Source organism: Paenibacillus solanacearum, from assembly GCF_910593845.1.
Lineage (GTDB): Bacteria > Bacillota > Bacilli > Paenibacillales > NBRC-103111 > Paenibacillus_G > Paenibacillus_G solanacearum.
Window position 1 is genome coordinate 27,253 of record NZ_CAJVAS010000024.1, and the last position, 22,698, is coordinate 49,950.

Annotated in this window: 16 protein-coding genes and 1 pseudogene; 2 read left to right on the top strand and 15 right to left on the bottom strand. The window is 49.2% G+C overall.

The features are described 5' to 3' along the window. Window positions 1–25 precede the first annotated feature (25 nt). The 6 genes and pseudogenes from KXG62_RS21870 to KXG62_RS21895 form a co-directional block, all read right to left on the bottom strand. A pseudogene (locus KXG62_RS21870) lies at window positions 26–284 on the bottom strand (type II toxin-antitoxin system PemK/MazF family toxin). Further along, entirely contained in the window at window positions 285–533 is a 249-nt protein-coding gene (locus KXG62_RS21875; RefSeq protein WP_218094146.1) for an AbrB/MazE/SpoVT family DNA-binding domain-containing protein, read from the bottom strand. It abuts the pseudogene before it with no gap. Beyond that, window positions 427–1,860, bottom strand: a complete 1,434-nt coding sequence (locus tag KXG62_RS21880) for an FAD-binding oxidoreductase (protein ID WP_246627577.1) — start codon at window positions 1,858–1,860, stop codon at window positions 427–429. The genes KXG62_RS21875 and KXG62_RS21880 overlap by 107 nt, the downstream gene beginning before the upstream one ends. A gap of 236 nt (window positions 1,861–2,096) precedes the next feature. Beyond that, window positions 2,097–2,453, bottom strand: a complete 357-nt coding sequence (locus KXG62_RS21885; RefSeq protein WP_218094147.1) for a nucleotide excision repair endonuclease — start codon at window positions 2,451–2,453, stop codon at window positions 2,097–2,099. 57 nt (window positions 2,454–2,510) lie between these two features. Then, complete coding sequence (locus KXG62_RS21890; RefSeq protein WP_218094148.1) at window positions 2,511–3,812, bottom strand: DEAD/DEAH box helicase; 1,302 nt, start codon at window positions 3,810–3,812, stop codon at window positions 2,511–2,513. Between the two features lie 97 nt (window positions 3,813–3,909). After that, on the bottom strand, window positions 3,910–4,623 hold the full coding sequence (locus KXG62_RS21895; protein ID WP_218094149.1) for a TetR/AcrR family transcriptional regulator C-terminal domain-containing protein: 714 nt from the start codon (window positions 4,621–4,623) through the stop codon (window positions 3,910–3,912). A 204-nt stretch (window positions 4,624–4,827) separates the two neighbouring features. Between KXG62_RS21895 and KXG62_RS21900 the strand changes: the two genes are divergently transcribed. Next, on the top strand, window positions 4,828–5,694 hold the full coding sequence (locus KXG62_RS21900) for a hypothetical protein (protein ID WP_218094150.1): 867 nt from the start codon (window positions 4,828–4,830) through the stop codon (window positions 5,692–5,694). A 136-nt stretch (window positions 5,695–5,830) separates the two neighbouring features. Here KXG62_RS21900 and KXG62_RS21905 read toward each other — a convergent pair whose 3' ends face one another. Next, window positions 5,831–6,334 carry a MarR family transcriptional regulator gene (locus KXG62_RS21905; RefSeq protein WP_218094151.1) on the bottom strand — a complete coding sequence of 168 codons (504 nt, stop codon included), beginning with the start codon at window positions 6,332–6,334 and terminating at the stop codon, window positions 5,831–5,833. A 154-nt stretch (window positions 6,335–6,488) separates the two neighbouring features. On the opposite strand from KXG62_RS21905, the gene nfsA reads away from it, so the two are divergent. Further along, complete coding sequence (nfsA, locus tag KXG62_RS21910) at window positions 6,489–7,262, top strand: oxygen-insensitive NADPH nitroreductase (RefSeq protein WP_246627578.1); 774 nt, start codon at window positions 6,489–6,491, stop codon at window positions 7,260–7,262. Window positions 7,263–7,292: 30 nt separating this feature from the next. Here nfsA and KXG62_RS21915 read toward each other — a convergent pair whose 3' ends face one another. The 8 genes from KXG62_RS21915 to KXG62_RS21970 form a co-directional block, all read right to left on the bottom strand. Beyond that, window positions 7,293–7,697 carry a VOC family protein gene (locus tag KXG62_RS21915; protein WP_218094152.1) on the bottom strand — a complete coding sequence of 135 codons (405 nt, stop codon included), beginning with the start codon at window positions 7,695–7,697 and terminating at the stop codon, window positions 7,293–7,295. A 124-nt stretch (window positions 7,698–7,821) separates the two neighbouring features. Then, entirely contained in the window at window positions 7,822–8,769 is a 948-nt protein-coding gene (locus KXG62_RS21920) for a helix-turn-helix transcriptional regulator (protein WP_218094153.1), read from the bottom strand. Between the two features lie 261 nt (window positions 8,770–9,030). Then, window positions 9,031–15,621: a X2-like carbohydrate binding domain-containing protein gene (locus KXG62_RS34160; RefSeq protein WP_246627579.1), complete on the bottom strand. Its 6,591-nt coding sequence runs from the start codon at window positions 15,619–15,621 to the stop codon at window positions 9,031–9,033. A 154-nt stretch (window positions 15,622–15,775) separates the two neighbouring features. Continuing rightward, window positions 15,776–18,841 carry an ATP-binding protein gene (locus KXG62_RS21950; RefSeq protein WP_218094154.1) on the bottom strand — a complete coding sequence of 1,022 codons (3,066 nt, stop codon included), beginning with the start codon at window positions 18,839–18,841 and terminating at the stop codon, window positions 15,776–15,778. Then, window positions 18,834–19,985, bottom strand: coding sequence for a response regulator (locus KXG62_RS21955; protein ID WP_218094155.1), 1,152 nt, complete (start codon window positions 19,983–19,985; stop codon window positions 18,834–18,836). Before KXG62_RS21955 ends, KXG62_RS21950 begins: the two co-directional genes overlap by 8 nt. A gap of 604 nt (window positions 19,986–20,589) precedes the next feature. Then, a complete protein-coding gene (locus KXG62_RS21960; RefSeq protein ID WP_218094156.1) occupies window positions 20,590–21,708 on the bottom strand; it encodes a Fic family protein in 1,119 nt (372 codons plus the stop codon). Between the two features lie 109 nt (window positions 21,709–21,817). After that, complete coding sequence (gene rlmH, locus KXG62_RS21965) at window positions 21,818–22,297, bottom strand: 23S rRNA (pseudouridine(1915)-N(3))-methyltransferase RlmH (protein WP_218094157.1); 480 nt, start codon at window positions 22,295–22,297, stop codon at window positions 21,818–21,820. 173 nt (window positions 22,298–22,470) lie between these two features. Continuing rightward, window positions 22,471–22,638, bottom strand: a complete 168-nt coding sequence (locus tag KXG62_RS21970) for a CxxH/CxxC protein (RefSeq protein ID WP_218094158.1) — start codon at window positions 22,636–22,638, stop codon at window positions 22,471–22,473. Window positions 22,639–22,698: the final 60 nt, after the last annotated feature.

The window sequence follows — 22,698 nt, forward strand, 5'->3', positions numbered from 1 at the left end:
AAGCCGGCCCCTTAAATGAGACCCGCTACAAAAATGTGTGTATTTTATCTAAACACTCATTGACAACTTCAACCGGCGCTTTTCCGACAACATCAACGCGTTTAGCCCGCCAATCAAGATTTTTGATCTGATCCGTTAAAATGACCCCGTTAAACAGAAACAAAACCCGTCGTTTCATTGAACGCTTTTGGTGAAAGTACGATTGCAGATCTTCTACCGGCTTGCTCATGACCCGCTTGGGGATTAAAGCTGATCCATACTAGATCTCCTCGATCTGCACTCATTTAAAGCAATTCCTTCCCTTCTACACCAAAATCCATTGCATCGTGGCGATTTTCCGGCTTGCATTGGGCCAACAATTCTTCCAATGTCGGCTTTTTCTTTTTGGGTATTATGATGAGCGAATGATCATCACCCACAATTAAGTCAACCTCCGAACCTTGGCTGACGGCAATCTTTTCGGCGATCTGGCTGGGAATACGAATGCCTAGACTGTTTCCCCACTGGAATACTCTGCGCAAAACGAAACACATTATGTGGATCGTACTTTCGTTTCACCTGCTTCAATCTGCCAAAGTTCACGCCATAATACGCTTTGGGCCAGTTCTTAATCAGCAAATCGGGAAAGTTCACATAATCCCCCTTAACAAAAGGACTTAGCGCTCTGCGGAACCTTTTCACCCACTGAATATTCCGCCGCTGCTCCCCGTTGTTCCTCCAGCGTGCTGACAGTTCGTAGATTGTCTCAGCCTTCCGATGAGGATAAGCCGTTGCAGTAGGCGATACTCGACTCACCGCGCTTCCCGCACCACCTAAGCTTTGACTCCACACGGTAGAATGCCTGTTGGGTGCTTTGGATAAAAAGTCGCGTATCATTCGTACTCCTTCACGAGGCAATGGTTGAAACCCGTAAGCCCCGCTGATTTTAAACTTCGGCTCCAAGTTTAGGTCCGTTTCGGCAAAAAATTGGGTTGCTTTAATAAAGGGCACGGTCTTCACCAGCACCTTCACCGGAGTGCCTGCTCGCAAGAGCGGTCTAATCAGTCGACGCAGCTCCTCTGCACCGCCAAGTAATTGCCCGGTAGATTCAATCGTTCCCACCTTCTTAGCGGCCACCTCAATGGTTGAGGTTAAGCGGTTCGTAACCGACGGGGCCCAGCGCTGCCAGACCGGTAACACCTTCTCCAAGTCACCCCATTTCCAAGTGACGCGGTATATAGAAACCGTTGAAATGGGTCTAACCCGAAAAGTATAGGCTATAGCAACGCCAAAGTTTCCTCCCCCGCCACCTCGTGAAGCCCACAATAGATCGGAATGTTTCCTCCTGTTTGCCACAATCGTCTTTGCTCCATACCGCCCCGAAGCTACGACCATCTTCACTTGTTTCAAGTTATCGCACGTTAGTCCATATTTGCGGGACAGAAGTCCAATCCCGCCTCCCAGGGTAAGCCCGGCTACGCCAACGTCGGGCGCAGTCCCAGCCGGAAGTGTCACGCGCTTATTCCACAGCTTTTTGTACACACGGGCAAGCGGATTTCCCGCCTGTACAATGGCCACCCTATTTTTTCGATCCACCTTAACCTTATTCATCGCGCTTACATCGATAATAATTCCGCCATTTACAGCCGAAAAACCTTCATAGCTGTGCCGCCCACTGCGCACGCGCAGTCGTACACCCTGCTCACGAGCCCACTTGACTGCGTTGATCACATCCTGAGTTCGCCTACAAAAAACAATAACCTTTGGAAATTTGGAAAATCGCCTATTGAACTCCATTCTGGCCGCATGATATGACGGATTGCCCGGAAATACGATTCTTCCGGTTAATCGTGTACCTGTCTTTTTCCGGTGTGGTGTCATCCACTTTACACATCCCTGTTCATGGCATAAGCCTTTCTTATCAGCTTATGTAGGGACACTTGACCTAGTAGCGGCAAGCGCCTTGTTTGTATCGTAAATAGTTCAAATCAGCGTCACTTGTCGTCCGGTTCTCCTTACACACTATAACGGCTAAAAATGCGCAAAGAGGACCTCTCACTAATTAGCAAAGAGCCCGATTAGGAGAGGTCCACATATGTTTTACGTATCGTTTATCCTTATTTGTATAGCACTTTATCTACATTGTATTTGGCCTTGAGTTCGTTAATAATGAATGTTTCATAAATTTCTCTATGAACGGGGTCCTCGACAATGCAAATCTCGATTTTGGAAACCTCTTCCCTGTGGTCTTTCATGACAGATACTGTATCTTCAAAATGTTTTTTGATTCGGGGTCTTATCTTGCGTGCTTTGCCAACGAACAGAAGTTCATTCCGATCATTGTAAAACATAAAAATCCCCGCTTTATCTCTTGAAATCAGGTGAAAATCCGTAAACCCATAAATATTGCTTGCCTCCGGGTCTTTCTGTTTGTGTATGGTAACATCCGGTGTTGGAATCGTTATTTGTATCATGTACATTCACTCCATTATTATTAATTCCTCTATTGGAAAACTTGTCCTTACGTTGATTTAGGAGCGCCGTTTCCAGCGGCGGCCGGGACCTTCGGAGGTTTCTTTTCTGCCGGCAGCGTCGTTTCGATTAGTGCCCTTGCGAGCGCCGCGGGTGACACTACCCTCGGAAGAGGTGACGCTGGTTTTGGTCTCCCTAACAGCTGTCGGAGTCGACTCCTTCATTGTCATCGGATACGGATGATCCCCGATCACCGGAATATTCTGCTTGATCAGCTTCTCGATATCTTTCAGATAAGGAATCTCTTCGTACTCGCAAAACGAAATCGCGATTCCGCTTAATCCCGCTCGTCCGGTGCGGCCGATCCGATGTACATACGTCTCCGGAATATTCGGCAAATTGTAGTTAATGACGTGCGACAGCTCCTCGATGTCGATGCCCCGGGCTGCAATGTCTGTCGCCACCAGCATGCGAGTCACACCTTGCTTGAAGTTATTCAGCGCAGCTTGGCGCGCGTTCTGCGACTTGTCGCCGTGAATCGCCTGCGCGGTAATCTTCGCCTTCGTCAAGCCTCTCACCAGCCGATCCGCGCCATGCTTCGTGCGCGTGAACACAAGCGCGCTCTCGATCGACGGGTCTTGCAGCAGATCGATCAACAGCGGCAGCTTATTCGGCTTGTCCACAAAGTAGAGTGTCTGTTTGATCCGCTCCGCCGTCGAGGAAACGGGCGTAATTTCGATTTTCATTGGATTCGTCAGCAGTGAGTCTACCAGAGACGTAATCTCGGGCGGCATTGTCGCGGAAAAGAACAGCGTCTGTCGTTTGGCAGGCAGCTTGGCAATGATCCTTCTCATGTCATGAATGAAGCCCATATCCAGCATGCGGTCTGCTTCGTCCAGCACGAGAATCTGCACGTGACGCAGATCGGCGAACCCTTGGTTCATCAGGTCGATGAGTCGGCCCGGCGTCGCGATCAGTATATCCATGCCTTGCTCCAGCGCCTGCTCCTGTGCTTTTTGCGGGACGCCGCCCAAAATCACGGCACTTCGCAGATTCAAGAAACGTCCGTACGATCTAAAGTTGTCGGATATCTGAATGGCCAGCTCTCGCGTAGGCGTCAGGATCAGCGATCGAATGACGCGCTTGCCGCTCGGTCGTCCCTGCTGCGCGCTCAGTAGTTGGATAATTGGCAGCAAGAACGCCGCTGTCTTGCCGGTCCCCGTCTGAGCGCAGCCGAACAAATCACGGCCCGCCAGCACCGGCGGAATCGCCTGCTCCTGTATGGGAGTGGGCTGTGTATAATTTTCCTTGGCCAACGCTTTAAGAATGGGGGGACTCAGTTTCAATTGTTCAAATGTCATAAAATCTCCTTTGTCATACCACCGTCGATGCGGAAGTCACTTCTTGCATTATACACCAGAAACGAGGTGGCGCACCTGTATTCTCTGTAACGGCAAGTTATTCCTGTTTTCGCTTGTCAGCCAAACCGTCTATTAACACTCTCAAACCAAATTGAAATTCCTTCTCCCAATCGGGTCTCGTTGTATAAGGAGCTAACCGAATCGTATTCGGGAATTTCTCTTCAGGCAGCTGGCGATAAAACTGCTCATACTGCTCGCTCATATCGTCAGAAGAAGTAAATTGACCACTTGCAATAGCCATAATTCGAACATTATCAGCTACAAAACCAAGCACGTAATTTTTGAATAGAGATGCGGTCCATGGAATATGGGAATCTGAGAACCCGGCCAAGACAAGCAGCTCATATAACTTTTCTATCTGCGTTAGTCTGTCCACGCCTCTCGCAATCGTCTGCGTAAACAATTCAACCGCATCTCTGTGGGAAAGCAGGACCCGCCGAAATTGCTCAGCCCACTGAAAGATTTGTTCTTCCCAAGCCAAGGATGACTCAGGCCACACCATGCCTCTGCATATTCGATCCGAAAGAAGCTGCATTAATTCTTCCTTGTCTTTGACGTGATAATATAAAGAGGCTGTTTTCACCTGTAATTTATCCGCTATCTTCTTCATGCTTAGATCCTTTAATCCAACATCATTCAATACCCCAAGAGCCGTACCCAGTATCCGTTCCCGATCCAGTGGTATATGACCTGAGCTCATTTCTTCGTTTTGCCCATCTGACAGTTGCATGTAAATTCGTCGTCTTGCCACGCATTCCACCTCTTTCACTTAAAGTATATCACGAGTTAATAATCTAAAAATATTAGAAGAGGTTCGATACGCTGAATCGTGATCAGATAAGTCCACAATACGCCGATGTATGATGATGGCATGTTATCAATTATAGATATGCTGCCTTTTGTTAAAAATAGGAGTTATGTAGTCGAGTTCATATGTGAAAGGTATGATATCCTATTGAATGCGATGCCACTTCAGTTAAGACATGATATCCCTGCAACGGCTTTCTGGTTTATTATACTTGCGATCCTGAGCATTCTTCTTCTCGCCTATACGTTTTGGCGTAAAAAGGATCTGAAACTTGTGGCGTTTTATTTATTCATGACTACGCTGGCGTATATGTTGGATTTTGTAATTTTTCTTTGTTTTCGGAGCTATGAATATTATCCCCGAATATGGGATATCCCCTGGTACGACCAGGCATTTGGAACATACCTTTCTCAAGGGTTTTATGTCCCTGTCGTTGCTGTGTTTATCGCTGCTTTCCATCTCGGATTTGCTTGGATGGTTTTTTTCTCCGTCATGTTTATGGGCATCGAGTATCTGTTCATCGCACTTGGAATTTATAAACTCAACTGGTGGAATCCCGTTTATACCTTAGTAGGCGTATGTATTTTTTTCTATATAGGAAAAGTATGGATCAAATGGCTGATGCAAGCCTCTTCACGCCTTGTTCGAATCATCACGCTGCAGTGTGCAAGCTACGGCCTACAAGCACACTTCTTTGCCGTTCCTCTCATGTTTGATTTATTTCGGATTACATGCGGCTTCTTCAGCGAACCAGCAAGGGATAGTTTATTTACGCTTATTCTTATCCTTCAGGCACAGAGTCTAATCATTGCAGTCGTTTGTTTTTACAGATTTCATTGGGCAATCCTCGCTTCGATTCCCTTGCTACTTTTTGGGGGCGAACTCCTGCTCATTCATTTAAGTATCTTGCATTTAGAGCACTTTCGGGGGCTTTATATGCTGTTAGCGGCTAATATCGTAGCCGTCGTTTTTTGTTATTATTTTAACCGGATTTTGTCTGATGTTCGCAAGTAACTTCCTGATTTGCATAGTTCACGCTATGGAGTGAATCATTGATCATGACTTCTTCAAGGAATCATCATGGCTAATACAAGCTCCCGCTTATCCATATCTGCGATTTGCTCTTCTTGTTCCAGCTCGAGGCCGTCGGCTATTCTTCAAATTGAAGAAACGAGTTGGCAACCAGCTTATGCATGAAATCCCGGACGAACATCAACTGCTCCTCCGTATAGTCTGCCATGAACCGTGAAGCGCCGATCCGAATGCGCTCGTCAAGCTGTTTGTGAAGCTTGTAGATCTTCTCGCCCTGAGGCGTAATCGCAAAATGCAATTCCTTCTTGTTCCCTGGAATCGTCTCGGTCACGATCAGACCGTGCGCTGCAAGGCGCTTCGTCAACTTAGAGACGGTACCCTTCAGCAGGCCGAACCGGCTAGACAACATGCTGCCGTTCGCCCGGCCGATCTTGCCGATCGCATCCAGAACATGGAGCATCGTAGGCGTCATCTCGCGCAATACGGACTGTACCTGGGGATCCGAGCATTGCGCCAGCAGCCAAGCTTTCTCTTCGTCGTCATCCTGCTGTATTTTCGCCGCAAATTGCGTAAATGCTTCAAACACTTCCTGCAGCAACCGTTCGTCGTGAACCTGCTTCATCCTTCCGCGCCGCCTTTCATCCGATTCTTATGCTTCTAAGTATAGCAATCCAACTCCTGCCCGTAAATATTATTTCCAAGAAACAATATTGACTCACTCCATTTGTCATGCTATATTGTTTCCAAGAAACCATAAAATAAGGAGTGACCGCCTTATGACGACGCAATCCCCCTTCATGACGAATCCAGTGGTGGCAACCATCATGAACCATCGCTCGATACGCAAGTTTACGAACGATACGCTGGCCCCCTCCCAGATCGAAACCATCGTCCGTGCCGCCCAAATGGCCTCTTCCTCCAGCTTCATGCAAGCTTATTCGATTATCGGTCTTACCGATCCCGCATTGAAATACGAGCTGCGCGAGATCACGAAGACGCCGTATATGGGGGAGAACGGGCATCTGTTCATTTTCTGCGCGGACCTTCAACGGTTGACGGTCATGGGCACCGAGCAGGAGAAATTGGATATGAAAATGATGATGGAGAGCACCGCTTTTTATCAAATCGCCGTTATCGACGCTGCGCTCGCAGCCCAGAACGCTGTACTTGCCGCGGAGTCGCTCGGACTCGGCGCCGTCATTATGGGCGCGATCAACAAGGACATCAACCGGCTTGACCGCATGCTGGGTCTGCCCCAGTACGTCATTCCGCTCTTCGGCATCGCCGTCGGCGTGCCCGACCAGCAGCCGGACGTAAAACCCCGCCTCCCCTTGGAAGCCGTCTATTTCGAGAACCGTTACGCGTCCGAGACTGAGCAGCGCGAACGCGTTCAAGCTTACGACCGCGACATGAACCGCTACTACCTAGCCCGCGGCGCCAACAATCGCGACACCGGTTGGTCGCGGAAGCATATCGACTTGCTGAAAATGAAACTTCCGCTCACCGGCATAACCGATTATATACGCAGCAAGGGCTTTAACGTGACCTGAGTAAGTTTGAAGACCATCCTTTACTACCCGTCAATGTCTACCTCTAAACCGTTTAATCGCATCCTCTGTCACCGGCTCGAAGAGGTTCAGAAGGTTTCCGTCGGGATCGCGGAACAGCATAGAACGGTTCCCCCACGGCATCGTAGTCGGTTCCTTTACCCAATGATCGACAAATGGCTTCAAGCGCACATATTCGGCCTCAACATCGTCGACACGAAATTCAATAATGACAGTGCGATTATTGGCTCCCATTACGGAACCGGCGCCGAATAGCTGCGCAGTCTGGGAGTGGCCGATTGCAAGAGTGCATGATGGCGCAACGAGTTCGGCAAATACAGGCGCGGGTCGCTCCGCCGAAACCCCCATGACTTTCTCATAGAACGCGACGAGACGATCCACGTCATCAGTAATGATGCGTACAGAAGCGAAATTCACAAGATATCATCCTTCCTATTAATAGGTTTGCCTGTGTCCTACAGCCGTTGCAAAACATACTTTTTACTTATCTCCTTTACATTTACATGTCCAATTATAAAAAACCGCTACTGACAACGTTATGTCAGTAGCGGTTTACAATTTTTTGGGCTTCCTCACGAATCCGATTTCGGAGTGATTCGGGTTCCAACACGATTACGCCCGCTCCCCAGCCAAGCACCCATTGCAGCAATTCATCCAGCTGACGAACGCGTAAGACCACATCCAATCCATCTTGATGCTCTTTCATATCCTCTATGTAATGGTAGTTCGATTCCTTCACCTTATCTGCAATGTCATGGTTAAATCGAAGTCGGACTCGCAAGTGGCGATCATCTAAAGGGGTATATTCCCTTAAGTCAAAATGCGCCGGGAGTTCGAACCGTTCGTCCAGTTCGATAAGTTCAGCCATTCGGGACAACCGGAAATGGCGGATGTCTTGGCGTAGATCACACCGGGCCACAAGCATCCAAGACCCTTCAACGAGTACAAGGCCATAGGGGGCGGCGGTACGTTCGCTATGGCGGCTCCCCGTCGAATCCGTAATTTTTTTTGAATAATGAAATCTGATCTTTCGCCCATCTAGTAGAGCTCGGCGGATCTTATCGAGATTTTCCCTTTCGTTAGACAGAGCTGCTTGTTTGCCAGGAGCGAGCAATCGCAGCGACTTGCGTATACGGGAGGTCTCACTGCGGACACCGTCTGATAGAGTGACCTCGATTTTCCTCCTAGCCACATGAGCTCTATCACGATAATCATCATCAAATCGTTGCTCGATAAATTCTGTTCCTATGAGCAAGGTCACGGCTTCCTCTATTGTAAAACTGATCGGAGGTAGAAAATATCCCTCCATTAAAGAATACCCTGTGCCTGTAGTGCCTATAATCGGCACGCCTGCTTCGCTGAGCGCCTGAATGTCGCGATAGATGGTCCTTACGCTGGTTTCAAATCGTGCCGCCAAATCCTCGGCACGTACCACTTGTCTGCCTTGCAGCTCCAGCACGATGGCCAACAAACGATCTGTTTTGTTCATTGACTGCCCCCCTCGAAACGTAATACTGTACAACAGATACTTCTGTTGCAACATCTATTGGCGCATTCCGTAAGATGACTTGCGAAAACTGATAAGATGTGAACCCTTCCTTGTACTTATGAATTTTATCAATCGAAACTTCTGAATATCTCTTTAGCAACATATTGTAAAAACACCTCCAAGTTGTACAAGTATTTTACAACACTCGTACTTTCAACTTAAAGGTGTTTTAATTTGACCTAGTTCTACTGTTTTTTTAGATTAATTTACCGGAACATATTTTTCGCCAATTGTCGTTTTCTCATAATGATGATCCAAGGAAGCTTCCTGAATCTGATCGTGTGCCCAGTGCTTCTCGGAAACGTCTTTCCAGTTGGATGCTGCACCGAGTAATGGCCCCCTGCCCAAGATCTTGTTCATCATCGTAACAGCTTCAGCTCGGGTCAACGTTTGTTCGGGACGGAACGTTTCGTCCTCATATCCGTTTATGATTCCCCCTGCTTTTGCTTTTTCGATCATAGCTTGCGCCCAGTGTCCGTCGATATCAAGAAAGCTTCCGTTGTCACTTTTTTCTTCGTTGTCTATCAGACGGGCTGCAATAGCCGCCATCTCGCCGCGAGTGATTGACGCTTCCGGCTTGAAGCTGCCATCTGGATAGCCGTTCATCACACCCATCTCAGCAGCTTGATGAATGCTCTCTTTCGCCCAGTGAGTGAGTGTGACATCGGTGAAAGATAGTGCCGGATACTTCTTTTCTTTGGTTAAAACGCGAGAGAGAATCGTCGCCATCTCAGCACGTTTAATCGGGTTGTTAGCTCCGAACGTTCCATCGGCGTATCCATTCATATATGCGTTATGGACTAGTTTTGGCTGATCCGATGTCGGTTGCTGCAAGCCTTCGATATGAACAATCGTAAACGTGCTGAATTTATTTACTTTAAAGCGGATACCGTTTTTTTCGCTATCATCGTACGAAACGATTTGCCCTGGAAGCCATTCTTTTGTTCCATCGCTATGTTCAATGAAAATGCCTAAGTTTTTGAGCTGTGTTTCATTGAGCGTTGTATTTCCGAGGGGAAGTACAAGCTCCACTTCACGGTTCTGCATGTTCGTTTCGATGGTCATCGGTCGGCCTATAATTTCGACATTGTTGCTGCCGGCAACTTGGCGCATAAGCTGTTCCAATTTCACCCGCTGCTCGACTTCGTTGCGCTCGCTCTCCTCTTTGATCGGTACGATACGGAAATACATGTCTTGCTCCATACCTTGCAGCGAAGCGGGCGGGATGATAATACGCGAATTACGGGTAGCAAGCTCGAGGCTTACGTTTGCTTTTGCCAGTAATTCAGTCGATACCACCGGTAAGGTCGCTTTCAACTCATGGACTTCATCGTTGGAATCCGGAATGACGATTTTTGCCAGACTGGAGCCGGTTGCCGCTAGCTTTTCGACTGCTTTCGCCGCTTCTTGAGCCGTAAATGTCAATTCATCTTTTTTGCGCCCCTCCGCATCGGTTGTTCGCTGAATAATCGTAGTGGAGACGAGCCAGCTATCGCCGGTTTTGCCATTATTCACATTGACGGATATGGTTTCTGCTGGCGAAGATGAACTGCTGTCAGAGCCTATTGACTCGTACGAATGCTGCAGCTGTATGAAAGCCGAGATGATGGATGTCGTCATATTGCCCGCCGCGTCCATCAATTGCATGTAGACGGTTTTCGATCCATCACCTGGGACAAGCGTCCAAGCTTTGGTCAGGGTTGAGGCCTCCCACGCGCTCCAAGTCGCATTATCATGAGAGAAGCGCATCTGAATGCTGCCAGCTCCAGAACCATCGTCACTCGTTACGGTTAAATTAACGGAAGCCGAATGAGTCGAGGCTGCTCCTCCGTTAATACTCAAGCTGCCTGTCGGCTCGGTTTTGTCAAAAAGTACGGTGCGGTTGTCAGTTGTACCCGTTACCTGCGTTCCTTGGATTCCTGTAACACTCGTAAAATCAATGGTAAAAAGTATGATGCCTTCGTTTTCACTTCCGTCAAACGTGTAGGAAGCGACGTAGGTATGATTTCCTGGAGCACTAACGTTAGCGGTTCGACCTGCAATCGTTGCCGTCGGAATGCCGCCCATCGCCGTATCCGCAGTAAATGTCAGCGTAACGGTATCGCCGGTTTTGGCAAAGGCCGCGTTCGGGTTCATGCTGACCATAGTAACCGAGGTCAAAGACGGAAGGATTTCCGCCGTTGGAATAGCGCTGACCTCTTGGGAATATACGCTTTCACCTACGGAATTGCCGGCCTTCACCACAAAGTAGTAGGTGCTGCCGTTTATTAAGCCCGTTTGTGTGCTCATTGTACCGAAAACGGTCGCTGTCGGAGTTCCGCCATAAGAGCCGCTTTCGTTGCTCATGTAGATATTATAGTAAGTGGCCTGCACCACGCTGCTCCAGCTTAGATGAACTTGGCTGTCACCCATAGTTGCTCTCAAGTCAGTTGGAGCCGATGGTACTGAATGTTGAGGAGTTGAGTCGCTCACCGTTACAGCCAGCGTCTGATCCGCTCCTGCGCTGAACTTGAACGTCAGGTTAACCAGGCCAGCCACTTGAGCAGCCAAGTATTCCTTCTTAATCGTCACCGTGCTGCCACTCACCGTGTAGTCGGTGCCCGAGATTAGCGTCGCGGCACCATTCTTGATGCTATCCAGGGAATTGCCATTCAGCGTCATCGATACCGCAACATCTGCGTAATCGGTCGCCGCTGCGTACTTATCAAAGTTCGCAGTCGTCGGGTTGATCGTGCTGTTCTGCGGCGTCGTATCACTCACCGTTACAGCCAGCGTCTGGTCCGCACCTGCGCTGAACTTGAACGTCAGGTTCGTCAAGCCAGCTACCTGAGCAGCCAAGTATTCCTTCTTAATCGTCACCGAGCTGCCACTCACCGTATAGTCGGTGCCCGAATCCAGCGTCGCGGCACTATTCTTGATGCTAGCGAGCGTATTGCCGTTCAACGTGATGGATACCGCAACATCTGCGTAATCGGTCGCCGCTGCGTACTTATCAAAGTTCGCGGTCGTCGGGTTGATTGTGCTGTTCTGCGGCGTCGAATCACTCACCGTAACGACCAGCGTCTGATCCGCTCCTGCGCTGAACTTGAACGTCAGGTTCACTAGGCCAGCGGTTTGAGTCGCCAGGTATTCTTTCCTAATCGTCACCGTGCTGCCACTCACCGTATAGTCGGTGCCCGAATCCAGCGTCGCGGCACTATTCTTGATGCTAGCGAGCGTATTGCCGTTCAGCGTCATCGACACTACAACATCTGCGTAATCCGTCGCCGCAGCATACTTATCAAAGTTCGCAGTCGCCAGGTTGATTGTGCTGTTCTGCGGCGTCGTATCACTCACCGTAATAGCGAACGTCTGATCCACGCCTGCGCTGAACTTGAACGTCAGGTTCACCAAGCCAGCCGCCTGAGTCGCCAAATATTCTTTCTTGATTGTCACGCTGCTGCCTGATTCCGTGTAGTCGGTGCCCGAGATTAGCGTCGTCGAGCCGTTCTTGATGCTAGCGAGCGTATTGCCGTTCAGCGCCATCGACACTACAACATCCACGTAATCCGTTGCCGCAGCATACTTATCGAAGTTCGCAGTCGCCGGGTTGATCGTGCTGTTCTGCGGTGTCGAATCACTCACCGTAACAGCCAGCGTCTGATCCGCACCTGCGCTGAACTTGAACGTCAAGTTCACTAACCCAGCCGCTTGAGCAGCCAAGTATTCTTTCTTAATCGTCACCGAGCCGCCACTCACCGTATAGTCGGTGCCCGAATCCAGCGTCGCGGCACCATTCTTGATACTATCCAGCGAATTGCCGTTCAGTGTCATCGACACTACAATATCTGCGTAATCCGTCGCAACAGCATACTTATCAAAGTTCGCGGTCGTCGGATTAATCGTGCTGTTCTGTGGCGTCGTATCACTCACCGTAATAGCGAACGTCTGATCCGCGCCTGCGCTGAACTTGAACGTCAGGTTCACTAGGCCAGCGGTTTGAGTCGCCAGGTATTCTTTCCTAATCGTCACCGTGCTGCCACTCACCGTATAGTCGGTGCCCGAATCCAGCGTCGCCGCGCCGTTTTTGATGCTAGCGAGCGTATTGCCGTTCAGCGTCATCGACACTACAACATCTGCGTAATCCGTCGCCGCAGCGTACTTATCAAAGTTCGCAGTCGTCGGGTTGATTGTGCTGTTCTGTGGCGTCGAATCACTCACCGTAACAGCCAGCGTCTGATCCGCACCTGCGCTGAACTTGAACGTCAAGTTCACCAACCCAGCCGCTTGAGCAGCCAAGTATTCTTTCTTAATCGTCACCGAGCTGCCACTCACCGTATAGTCGGTGCCCGAAACCAGCGTCGCCGTGCCGTTCTTGACGCTATCCAGCGAATTGCCATTCAGGCTCATCGATACCGTAACATCCACGTAATCCGCCGCCGCTGCATACTTATCAAAGTTCGCAGTCGTCGGGTTGATTGTGCTGTTCTGTGGCGTCGAATCACTCACCGTAACAGCCAGCGTCTGATCCGCACCTGCGCTGAACTTGAACGTCAAGTTCACCAACCCAGCCGCTTGAGCAGCCAAGTATTCTTTCTTAATCGTCACCGAGCTGCCACTCACCGTATAGTCGGTGCCCGAAACCAGCGTCGCCGTGCCGTTTTTGATGCTAGCGAGCGTATTGCCATTCAACGTCATCGATACCGTAACATCCACGTAATCCGCCGCCGCTGCATACTTATCAAAGTTCGCAGTCGTCGGGTTAATCGCGCTGTTCTGCGGCGTCGTATCGCTCACCGTTACAGCCAGCGTCTGATCCGCACCTGCGCTGAACTTGAACGTCAGGTTCACCAAGCCAGCCGCTTGTGTTGCTAAGTATTCCTTCTTGATCGTCACGCTACTGCCTGACTCTGTGTAGTCGGTGCCCGAAACTAACGTAGCTGCGCCGTTCTTGACGCTATCCAGCGAATTGCCATTCAGGCTCATCGACACCGCAACATCTGCGTAATCCGTCGCCGCAGCATACTTATCAAAGTTCGCGGTCGTCGGGTTAATCGTGCTGTTCCGCGGCGGTGTTTTATGGTGCAAAATGATGCCTGAGTTTCCTGCTGTCACAAACATGCCTTTGCCATACGCGACGGCATTAAGCATAATCGAAGGGACGGTCGTACTGTTAGTCCAGTTCACTCCGTCCATGGAGCTTACAGTCGATCCGTCGGATCCAACAGCTAAATGATAACCATCGCCGTAAGTGGAGCCAATAAGCAGTACCGTAGAATTTGATGTGGGGCTCTTCCAGGTTATTGCGTCACTGGAGGTTACAATCGTTCCGCCGGTCCCAGTAGCAACAAAGATGCCGTTCCCGTATGACACGCTAAATAGATTAGCCATAGTGCCCGACGAACGGCTTATCCAACTGACACCGTCACTAGACGTGCTGATCGTACCGTTAATTCCCACCGCGACAAACATGTTTTTCCCGTAGACGACACCCCTATATCCATTCGTATAGCTAGAGTTCATCTGCCAGCTAGTGCCGTCATTAGAGGTTATGACCGTGTCGGTGGTCCCGACTGCAACATAAGTGCTGTTGCCGTAGGCAACACCCCTGAAAGAATTTGTTGAGCCCCATGTTTTGCTTGTCCAGTTCACTCCGTCATTGGAGGTCACAACTACTCCCCCGTTTCCGACTGCAACATAGCGGCCGTTCGCGTAAGTGACGCCATAAAGAGTCTGCGTCGTAGTTGAAGAAACGCGCTGCCAGGTGGAACCCCCTTCCACAAGGTTCATGATTGTCCCAGTCATTCCCACTGCCACATACTTATCGTTTCCGTGCGCGATACCATAAAGCGAGGAGCTCGTGCCCGAACTGTGGGTTACCCAGACCTCTGCCGAACTGTCACTGGAGGTTGCTACAGTGCCCAAATCCCCCACAGCCAAATAAACTCCGTTTCCGTAGGAGACCCTATTAAAGCCCTCCGTGGTACTCGATGTCTGCTTCATCCAGGTCTTGCCGTCCGTGGAAGTCAATAGGGTTCCTCCTCTGCCGGCGACTACGTACGTGCCAGTGCCATAGGTGACGCTATTGAGAGTAACTGTCATTCCTGGCATACTGCTGCCGCTCCAGGTCTCGCCATCCGTGGAAGTCACAATCATTCCGCCGTGGCCTACCGCAATATATAAGTCGTTACCATAGGTGACGCCATAAAAGAGCTGGGTCGTAGTACCCGAGTCACGTTTCGTCCACCCTATTCCATCCGTAGAGGTGAGGATCGTTCCATTTGCTCCCACCGCTACAAACTTGCCGACGCCGTTGACGACGCCATAGGCGACGCTTCTAAGCACTCCGGTCACATTCGAGGTGCGACTTGTCCAACCCGTGCCGTTAGCGGAGGTTTGGATCACGCCACCGCCCCCAACCGCCACATACACTCCGTTCCCGTATGCGACTGCTTGAAACCCGACATTGCCCGCCGCCTTGTGACTCGTCCAGCTCTCGGCATCAATGGAGGTGAGGACCGTACTTCCAGTGCCCACTGCGACATAAAGGCCAGGGCCGTATGTAACACCGTATAGAGCCTGGGTGGTACCTGAGTCGGGACTTGTCCAGTTTGCTCCATCACTGGATGTGATGATCGTACCATAATCTCCTACCGCTATATGCTTGCCCGGACCATAGGCCGAGCTGTAGAGGTTGTTGCCTGTAGGCAGCGGACTTCCTATTTTCCAATTGTCAAAAGAAGCCGCATAAGCGGGGGAGATCCCTGCTACAAGTAATACTAAAGTAATAATAAATAAAAATCGTTTAAGCATCGTTTCGTCACTCCTGCTCATAAAATTACTGTCGAATACGTAGGCTATTGCAGCAGCATTCTGGTCGTTTCATAATCATTGGACCATCATACGACAAACGATCTTAAAAAAATCTTAAACAAGGAATATCATGCTATAAAGACGACAATTTTCGTCATGAATTCACACTTCCAGATGGAATCCTAACCGTGATTCGGGTTCCTTCGCCGGCAACACTGTCAATCCGAAGCTCCGTATGATATTCGTATTTCAATCGCTTCCTGATATTTCTCAACCCAACGCCGGGCGAAGCCTCGGTGTCATCAGAAAGAAGCTGCTGGAGCCGATCCTGCCCGATCCCGATTCCGTCGTCTTCAATTTGAATGCAGTAGTACCCGTCTGCTTCGCTAGCTGTAATCTTTACCGTACCGCCTTCGATACGTCCGCTGAGGCCATGGCGAATCGCATTTTCCACCAACGGCTGGATAAGAAGCGGGGGAATGATTGCGCTGTACATCGACTGTGCGATATCGTACTCAACGCGCAGACGGTTTTTAAATCTCACCAATTCAATTTCCACATATGACTGGATGAGCTCCAGTTCCTTGCTGAAGGAGGTCCGCTTCTGAACATTGCTGAATTGGAAGCTTCCGCGCAAATAATGCGCCAAGTCGGTCGTTAACTTGCGGGACTTGCTTATGTCGGTGTAGCTATAAGAAACGATCGCGTTCAATACGTTATACAAAAAATGGGGCTTGATCTGCGACTGAAGAAAGGCAACCTCCATGTTGATCGCTTTGCCGAGCGAGTCCTTCATGAGCAGCAAACCCTTGATCCGGGCCTTTAGCTCCATCGTATCGAACGGCTTAGGCAAAAAGTCGTTCGCTCCCGCTTCGAAAGCGGCAAGCTTATCCTGCGTCTGATTTGCCGTTGTGACCATAAGAACAGGCATTTCGAGCAGAGTGTACGTACGGCGGATCGTTTGGCATACCTCATAACCGGACATCCCGGGCATCATGAGGTCCAGCACAACCAGATCGACCGAATTCGGCTTATTGATCAGTTCGGCAGCCTCGAAGCCGTTTTTGACAGCTATGATGTTATATTCAAGCGGAGCCAGCGCATCCATTACTATTTTTAAGTTTGAAAACTGGTCGTCTACGATAAGAATCGTATGATCGCCGGCACGGTTCACGTACAAGGGGGTAGGAAATGAATAATCCGACTCGTACTCGTTATTCGGTTGAACTTCGGTTTTGTTGACCTGTTTCGTGCTGACCGGAGCTTCGGCGGAAGGGAGGCGGAACGTGAATACAGTCCCTTCGCCTTTCACAGAGGCAACCGAGATGTCCCCGTTCTGCAGCTCAAGGAGCTGCTTGACAATGGAAAGTCCAAGCCCGAAGTTTTGTCCTCCGGCATGATCGAATGTTCGAAACGGTTCAAAAATATGCTCAAGCTCCTGCTGATCGATTCCTGCTCCGGTGTCTTGGACAGAAACTTCGATGTTTCCATCCTTATACGCGGCCGCTACCTCGATGCTCCCATATTCCGTATGCTTGATCGCGTTATCGAGCAAATTGTTCAAGATTTGTCGAAAGCGGTTCTCATCCGCATAAACATGAGGTAAACCCTCAGGAACATGGTTTACTAAACGAACGTTTTTATCGGCAGTCGAGAAAGAAAAGATCCGCAAGACGAGATCCACCGTCGAACGAACCTCAACCGGTACGGGCTGCACAATCAAGTCGCCCTGCTTGAGCTTGGACAAATCCAAAATATCCAGCACGAGCTGCGAGAGCCTTTTGCTAACAGCCAGGACAAGCCCCAGCTTTTCCTGCTGTTCGACAGGGAGCGGATTATGCTTGTCATCCAGCATCGATTGCGAAATGGTGATCACGCTATGCAGCGGAGTTTTGAATTCATGCGACGTTCTGGAGAGAAAGTCGTCCTTTAATTGATCGGCTTTCAGCAGTTGGACGGAAAGCTGCTCGATCTTTTTGAAGGCGTTGGAAAACCTGTGTGATATGAGCAGGGCAAGCATCAGCAGGAAAATAATGACCTCAACAGGCACAAACGAATGCAGAGGCACGTTGGAATATACATTCGTGCTTTGAAGCATCGAATGATAATTTAAGGCAATGGCGGCAATAACCAGATACAGGCTCCCCTCTACACGGTGAAAAGCAGCCAGCACGAAAACGTACGTCGCGTAAAGAAAGGGAAGGGTGGCATACGCTGTCGTTAGATGCTGCAGGGTTTTGTTATAGGGCACATCAATAACCCCCGCTGCCCATATCGTCAGGAATAAGCCGAATCCGATTCCTGTATACACGAGCCGTTTGGAGCTAAAGGGGCGAAATCCGGTATAAATGTACAGCAGCAGCATCACGCCTGCCGCAAAAACGGAAATCGTCTGAACGCGAATGTATAGCCAGTACGGAACATCGTCGAATAGTACAAGCAGCAGCCTTTCTCCGCGTGTCGCCAAGAACAGAGAAATACAAATACACAGTAATCCGAATACAAGCAGCGACCGGTCGCTAGTACGCTGGGTATACAGGCCGATAAAATACAAGCCCATAATAAGAAAGCTGCAAATGGAGATCAAATCGTGGGCAAACGCTTGATCGCGTAAGCTGGAAATTTGCTCTGAATAACCGAATACAATCGAATTGATAATGCCGCTACTGACTTTAAAATCAAAGTTCGCCGCTTGAACGATCATTTCGTTCCATCCCGACCTCAAGGGAAAATAGCTGACGTACGGCTTGTTGCCTGCCTGATACGCCGGTTCGTTCGCCGCTTCGCCGCTTGCGCCGATCTCTATACCATTCACGAAGATGCGATTGGCCATCTGAATGGATGAAGTCTTGAGTCCATAGGTTTTATCCGTTTCCGCTACTCGGATTTGCAGCCTGTAGGTGACAACGCCAAACGTATCCGTATGCTCGGTCCATGATCCGGGCACTTGAAGCAGCGTCCGCGTCCAAGCAGGGGAATCGTCCGAGCCGTGGCTGGCTTGAAAATCCTCAGGACCGAGCAAAGCGCCAGGGTAAAACTCCCATTGGCCGTCCAACGTCACATCGCCATCCTCCGCAAAGTTCCAGTCCGTCAAATCCATCAAGCCCTGGGAGGCGGTGGGCATGTTCGCGGGGATTGATCTGAATACTTGAAATAGAAGTCCATAGGTAGCTGCCAACAGAATGAAGGTGACGGCCGCTGCCGCCAGTTTCTTAGTCATCACGTTCTCCTGACCTGCCCGGAGCAATGCTGTTGAAAAGCCGGACAGTCTCCTCTTCCAGCTCCAAGCCCAGATTCAGCCGAACCGATTGGTCCAATTGCCGATACACTTTGACAGCCTCGCTTCGCTTTCCCATGTTGATGTAGAGCTGGATCAGTTCACGGCCATCCTTCTCGGAATCCGGCGCAAGGGTCAGAATACGCTGCAAGCACTCTGCCGCAAGCGTCAAGTTTCCAACTCGCTCAAAATGAGCATACATCGTCCGTAAGGTACCTACATACTTCGATTGAAGCTCTTCCCGCCGCCATATAACCCATCTGGAATCGATATCCTCCAAGTATTCCCCTGCGTGCAGAGACGTCAACCGTTCATAGTGGGACTCGTTTATGCCATCTCCCGCTAACACCTTGTCAGCCATCGAGGAAAATTCCGACACATCGCTGTCCAAGCCGCTCATATCTATAGCGTAGCCTCTGCCCATCTTATTCACGCTTGCCGGAATGCCGTAATCTTGAAAGCTTTTCCGCAGGAAAGAAATACACGTATAAAAATAGGTTCTGGCATTCTTAAGCTCGGATTCCGGCCATATGGATTCGATCATAGCGGCGGCGTCTACGTATTTGCCCTCCTGTTGGACCAAAAAAGCGCAAAGCTCCTTGACCTTGTTCGTTTTCCAAGGCAGCAATCCTGTTTCCGTATGTATATGAAACCCACCGAAGCATTGAACATAAGTGCGCGCCGCCTTCATGGAAACGTCAGTGGGAGCATCGGTTTCTACTTCCAGTTCCAGTTTCACAAGACGTGAAGCTGTCTCTTGCAATCTTTCGATCGTAAAGGGCTTCAAAAAATAGTCCACGGTATGGATTTCAAAAGCCTCCAGCGCATATTCCGAATATGCCGTCGTAAAAACTAGCTGGATGCGAGGCAATGCCGCCTTAATTCGTCTCGCAGCCTCTATACCTAACATGCCGGGCATTTGAATATCCAGAAACACGACATCAGGCTTCAACACTTCAAGCGCATCCAAAGCTTGGAGAGGATTCATAAATCGCCCTGCTATAGTGAAACCGCCGATCTGGTTCAGCAAAATACCCAATAAATCTAAAGCGCTCTCTTCATCATCGATAAGAATCGCACGTATCATACCGCTCGCCCCCTTCCTATGAGCTTCTAGCTTCCCTATATTATGATACTATCGGTTAATCTAAAGCAATTTAGTATAAGTAAAGAAGACAAGGTACAATCCCTTCTGATGGATCCATACCACTGGCGGTGATGATGTTGTGGCTTTAACCGTAGGAATGCGGCGCGGAGAAATGCATGGAGCTAGAGGCCATCAATTTCGTACAGCAAAGACCCCATTATTATTGATGGGGCCCTTGCTTCTGCTCTTTACGTTCAAAATGATGGTGCAGCCTATAAAGGCAAATTTATTTTGTCCAGTGATATAGGATAGACGATGCTCATGAGCGGGCTCAATTCTTAGACTAAACATCCCATCCTCGAAGCGAGTCATGCTCCCTTTATTGTAGATGCCGGATGCATTTTGCATACCAGCAATCAACTCATCAGCTAGATTTTCTGTAATGAGTTTGACATTAAGCGTTGTCGTCTATTTTTAGCCATCATTTATGATACGGTTCTCCGCGCTGTCTGTAACGGCAAGTTTTTAATATAGTCATTAAGGAAATCCAATTTCTTTATTAATGAAAATTAATTTCGCTATTCACACATTAAGTACTATTTTATTATTGATCTAAGTAGCCAAGATCTGATAGCCCTATGCTTGAATATAAATCACCTATACAATAGGAAGTGATTCGCTTTGCACCACTTGCTGGTTTCAGCAAACCTTTCTTTAACCATTCTTTTGTCCAGTTGGTTGCTGTTCTCCCAGTTACTTGAAAGGCCTCTGCAATATCTCCAGGCTTTATTAAGCCGTTATTTTTAATTAACATACGTAGCAATACTATCTCTTTTGGCTCAAGTTTCCCTATTATAGGATGAATTAAACTCTTGCTATTTTTATGGGCAGAAATCGCCACTTGCTCGAAGGCATATGCCATGATTCGTGTAAAGTATTCGATCCATGGTGATAAACTCCGCGGGTTGTTTCGACCGTCATAATATAAAACAGGCAACCCCATTTGTATGTTTTTATAGTAGCCTGACAAATCTGCAAAATAATATTCCTCCATTGAATTAAATCCTCTTAAATTGTAACCTCCGGTAGATAGTATATAGGATGCCAATGCCCTAGAAGTCCTCCCATTCCCATCTTCAAAAGGATGAATGGTCAGTAATTGATATGCCGCAATAGCTGCTTTAATCGGAACAGGGAGTTCTTGCTCTTTGTTAATCCAATCCACTAGATCAACCATTAACTGTGGAACGTCTGTCCATTCAGGGGGGATATATTCAGGCTGTTTGGTCTCAGCATCATAAACTGCAAACAGTGTTCCAGGAGGTGTCTGTCCTCTATAAGAGCTTGTTACTGTTTTTCTACCAACTCCTGTTCTTTCAATAATCGCGTGCAATCGTTTAATAAATGGTTCATTGATTGGGTATTTTAATTTTCTTGCTGTATTTAAAAAGGACAGTGCATCCCAATAATTCCTAACCTCTTCTTCTGCCCTAATTCGAGAATTATCACGCTTTGCTTTTACAACTTGTGAAACCTGCTCAATACTCAACGGATTACCTTCTATCCTCGTTGAATAATGAGTCATTTTTAATCGTGCCTTTTCTCTAAGTTCTTTTTCAACATCAGCAGGAATAGGCAATATATCAACAATTGCTTTCGAGCGCTCTATTGACATTAAGTCCCTGATCATTAAGTTTGTATATTCAAATTTTGGAGAGTACATTTACTCATCAGCTCCTCCCAATGGTTTCTTCTTAATTCTAACACAAATAGGGAAGTGAAATTTCGTTGTTTTCAGTATTAACGAAATGCTTTTTACCTAAAACTTGCCGTCACTTATGATACGGTTCCCCCCGCATAATCTTAAACGCGCGGTACACCTGCTCCACCAGCACCAGCCGCATCAGCTGGTGCGGCAGCGTCATGCGCCCGAACGAGAGCTTCAGTTCAGCGCGAGCCAGAACCGCGGGGGCCAGCCCGAGCGAGCCCCCGATTACAAACGCCACGTGGCTGCGCCCGTACGTAGCCAGCTCCTGCACCTGCCGCGCGAGCTCTTCGCTCGATAGCGGCTTGCCGTCAATCGCGAGCGCGACGACGTACGCGTCGCTCTTGATATGCGCGAGGATACGCTCCCCCTCGCGCTGCTTCACGAGCGCCTCTTCGGCGGCGCTCATCGTCTCCGGCGCCTTCTCGTCCGGCACCTCCACCATCTGCACCTTGGCGTACGGGCCAAGTCGCTTGACATACTCGGCGATCCCTTGGACCAGGTACGCCTCCTTCAACTTCCCCACTGCGATGATCTGTATGTGCATCGCCAACTCCCCTTTCTGCCGCCTTCTGAGCCTTCTTATATCGATCATCGGTATTACTCGGCAATACTTCGTACCACCATGCCCTGACCCGCTTTTCGCAGCTTCCTGTCTAATAACAAAAGGAGAAGGCCGCCCGCTCGAATCACAGGCCTGCCTTCCCCTTCCACCTTCATTCACACGACCAGGAAACGTCCCCGCTCCGCACAGCGTTCGCAATGTGCTGGAGGCTCCCATGCGGTGAACTTCACTTCCTCCAAATCGACGATATCCGGCGCTTCTTCATATTCATCGACGAACATGTCGATCGCCAGCTCCAAGTGCTCTTTACAAACAACGTGCATGCTGTACCCCTTTTCATACGTTCGCCCGATGACAGGCAGCGCTTCCTGCGCCAACACCCG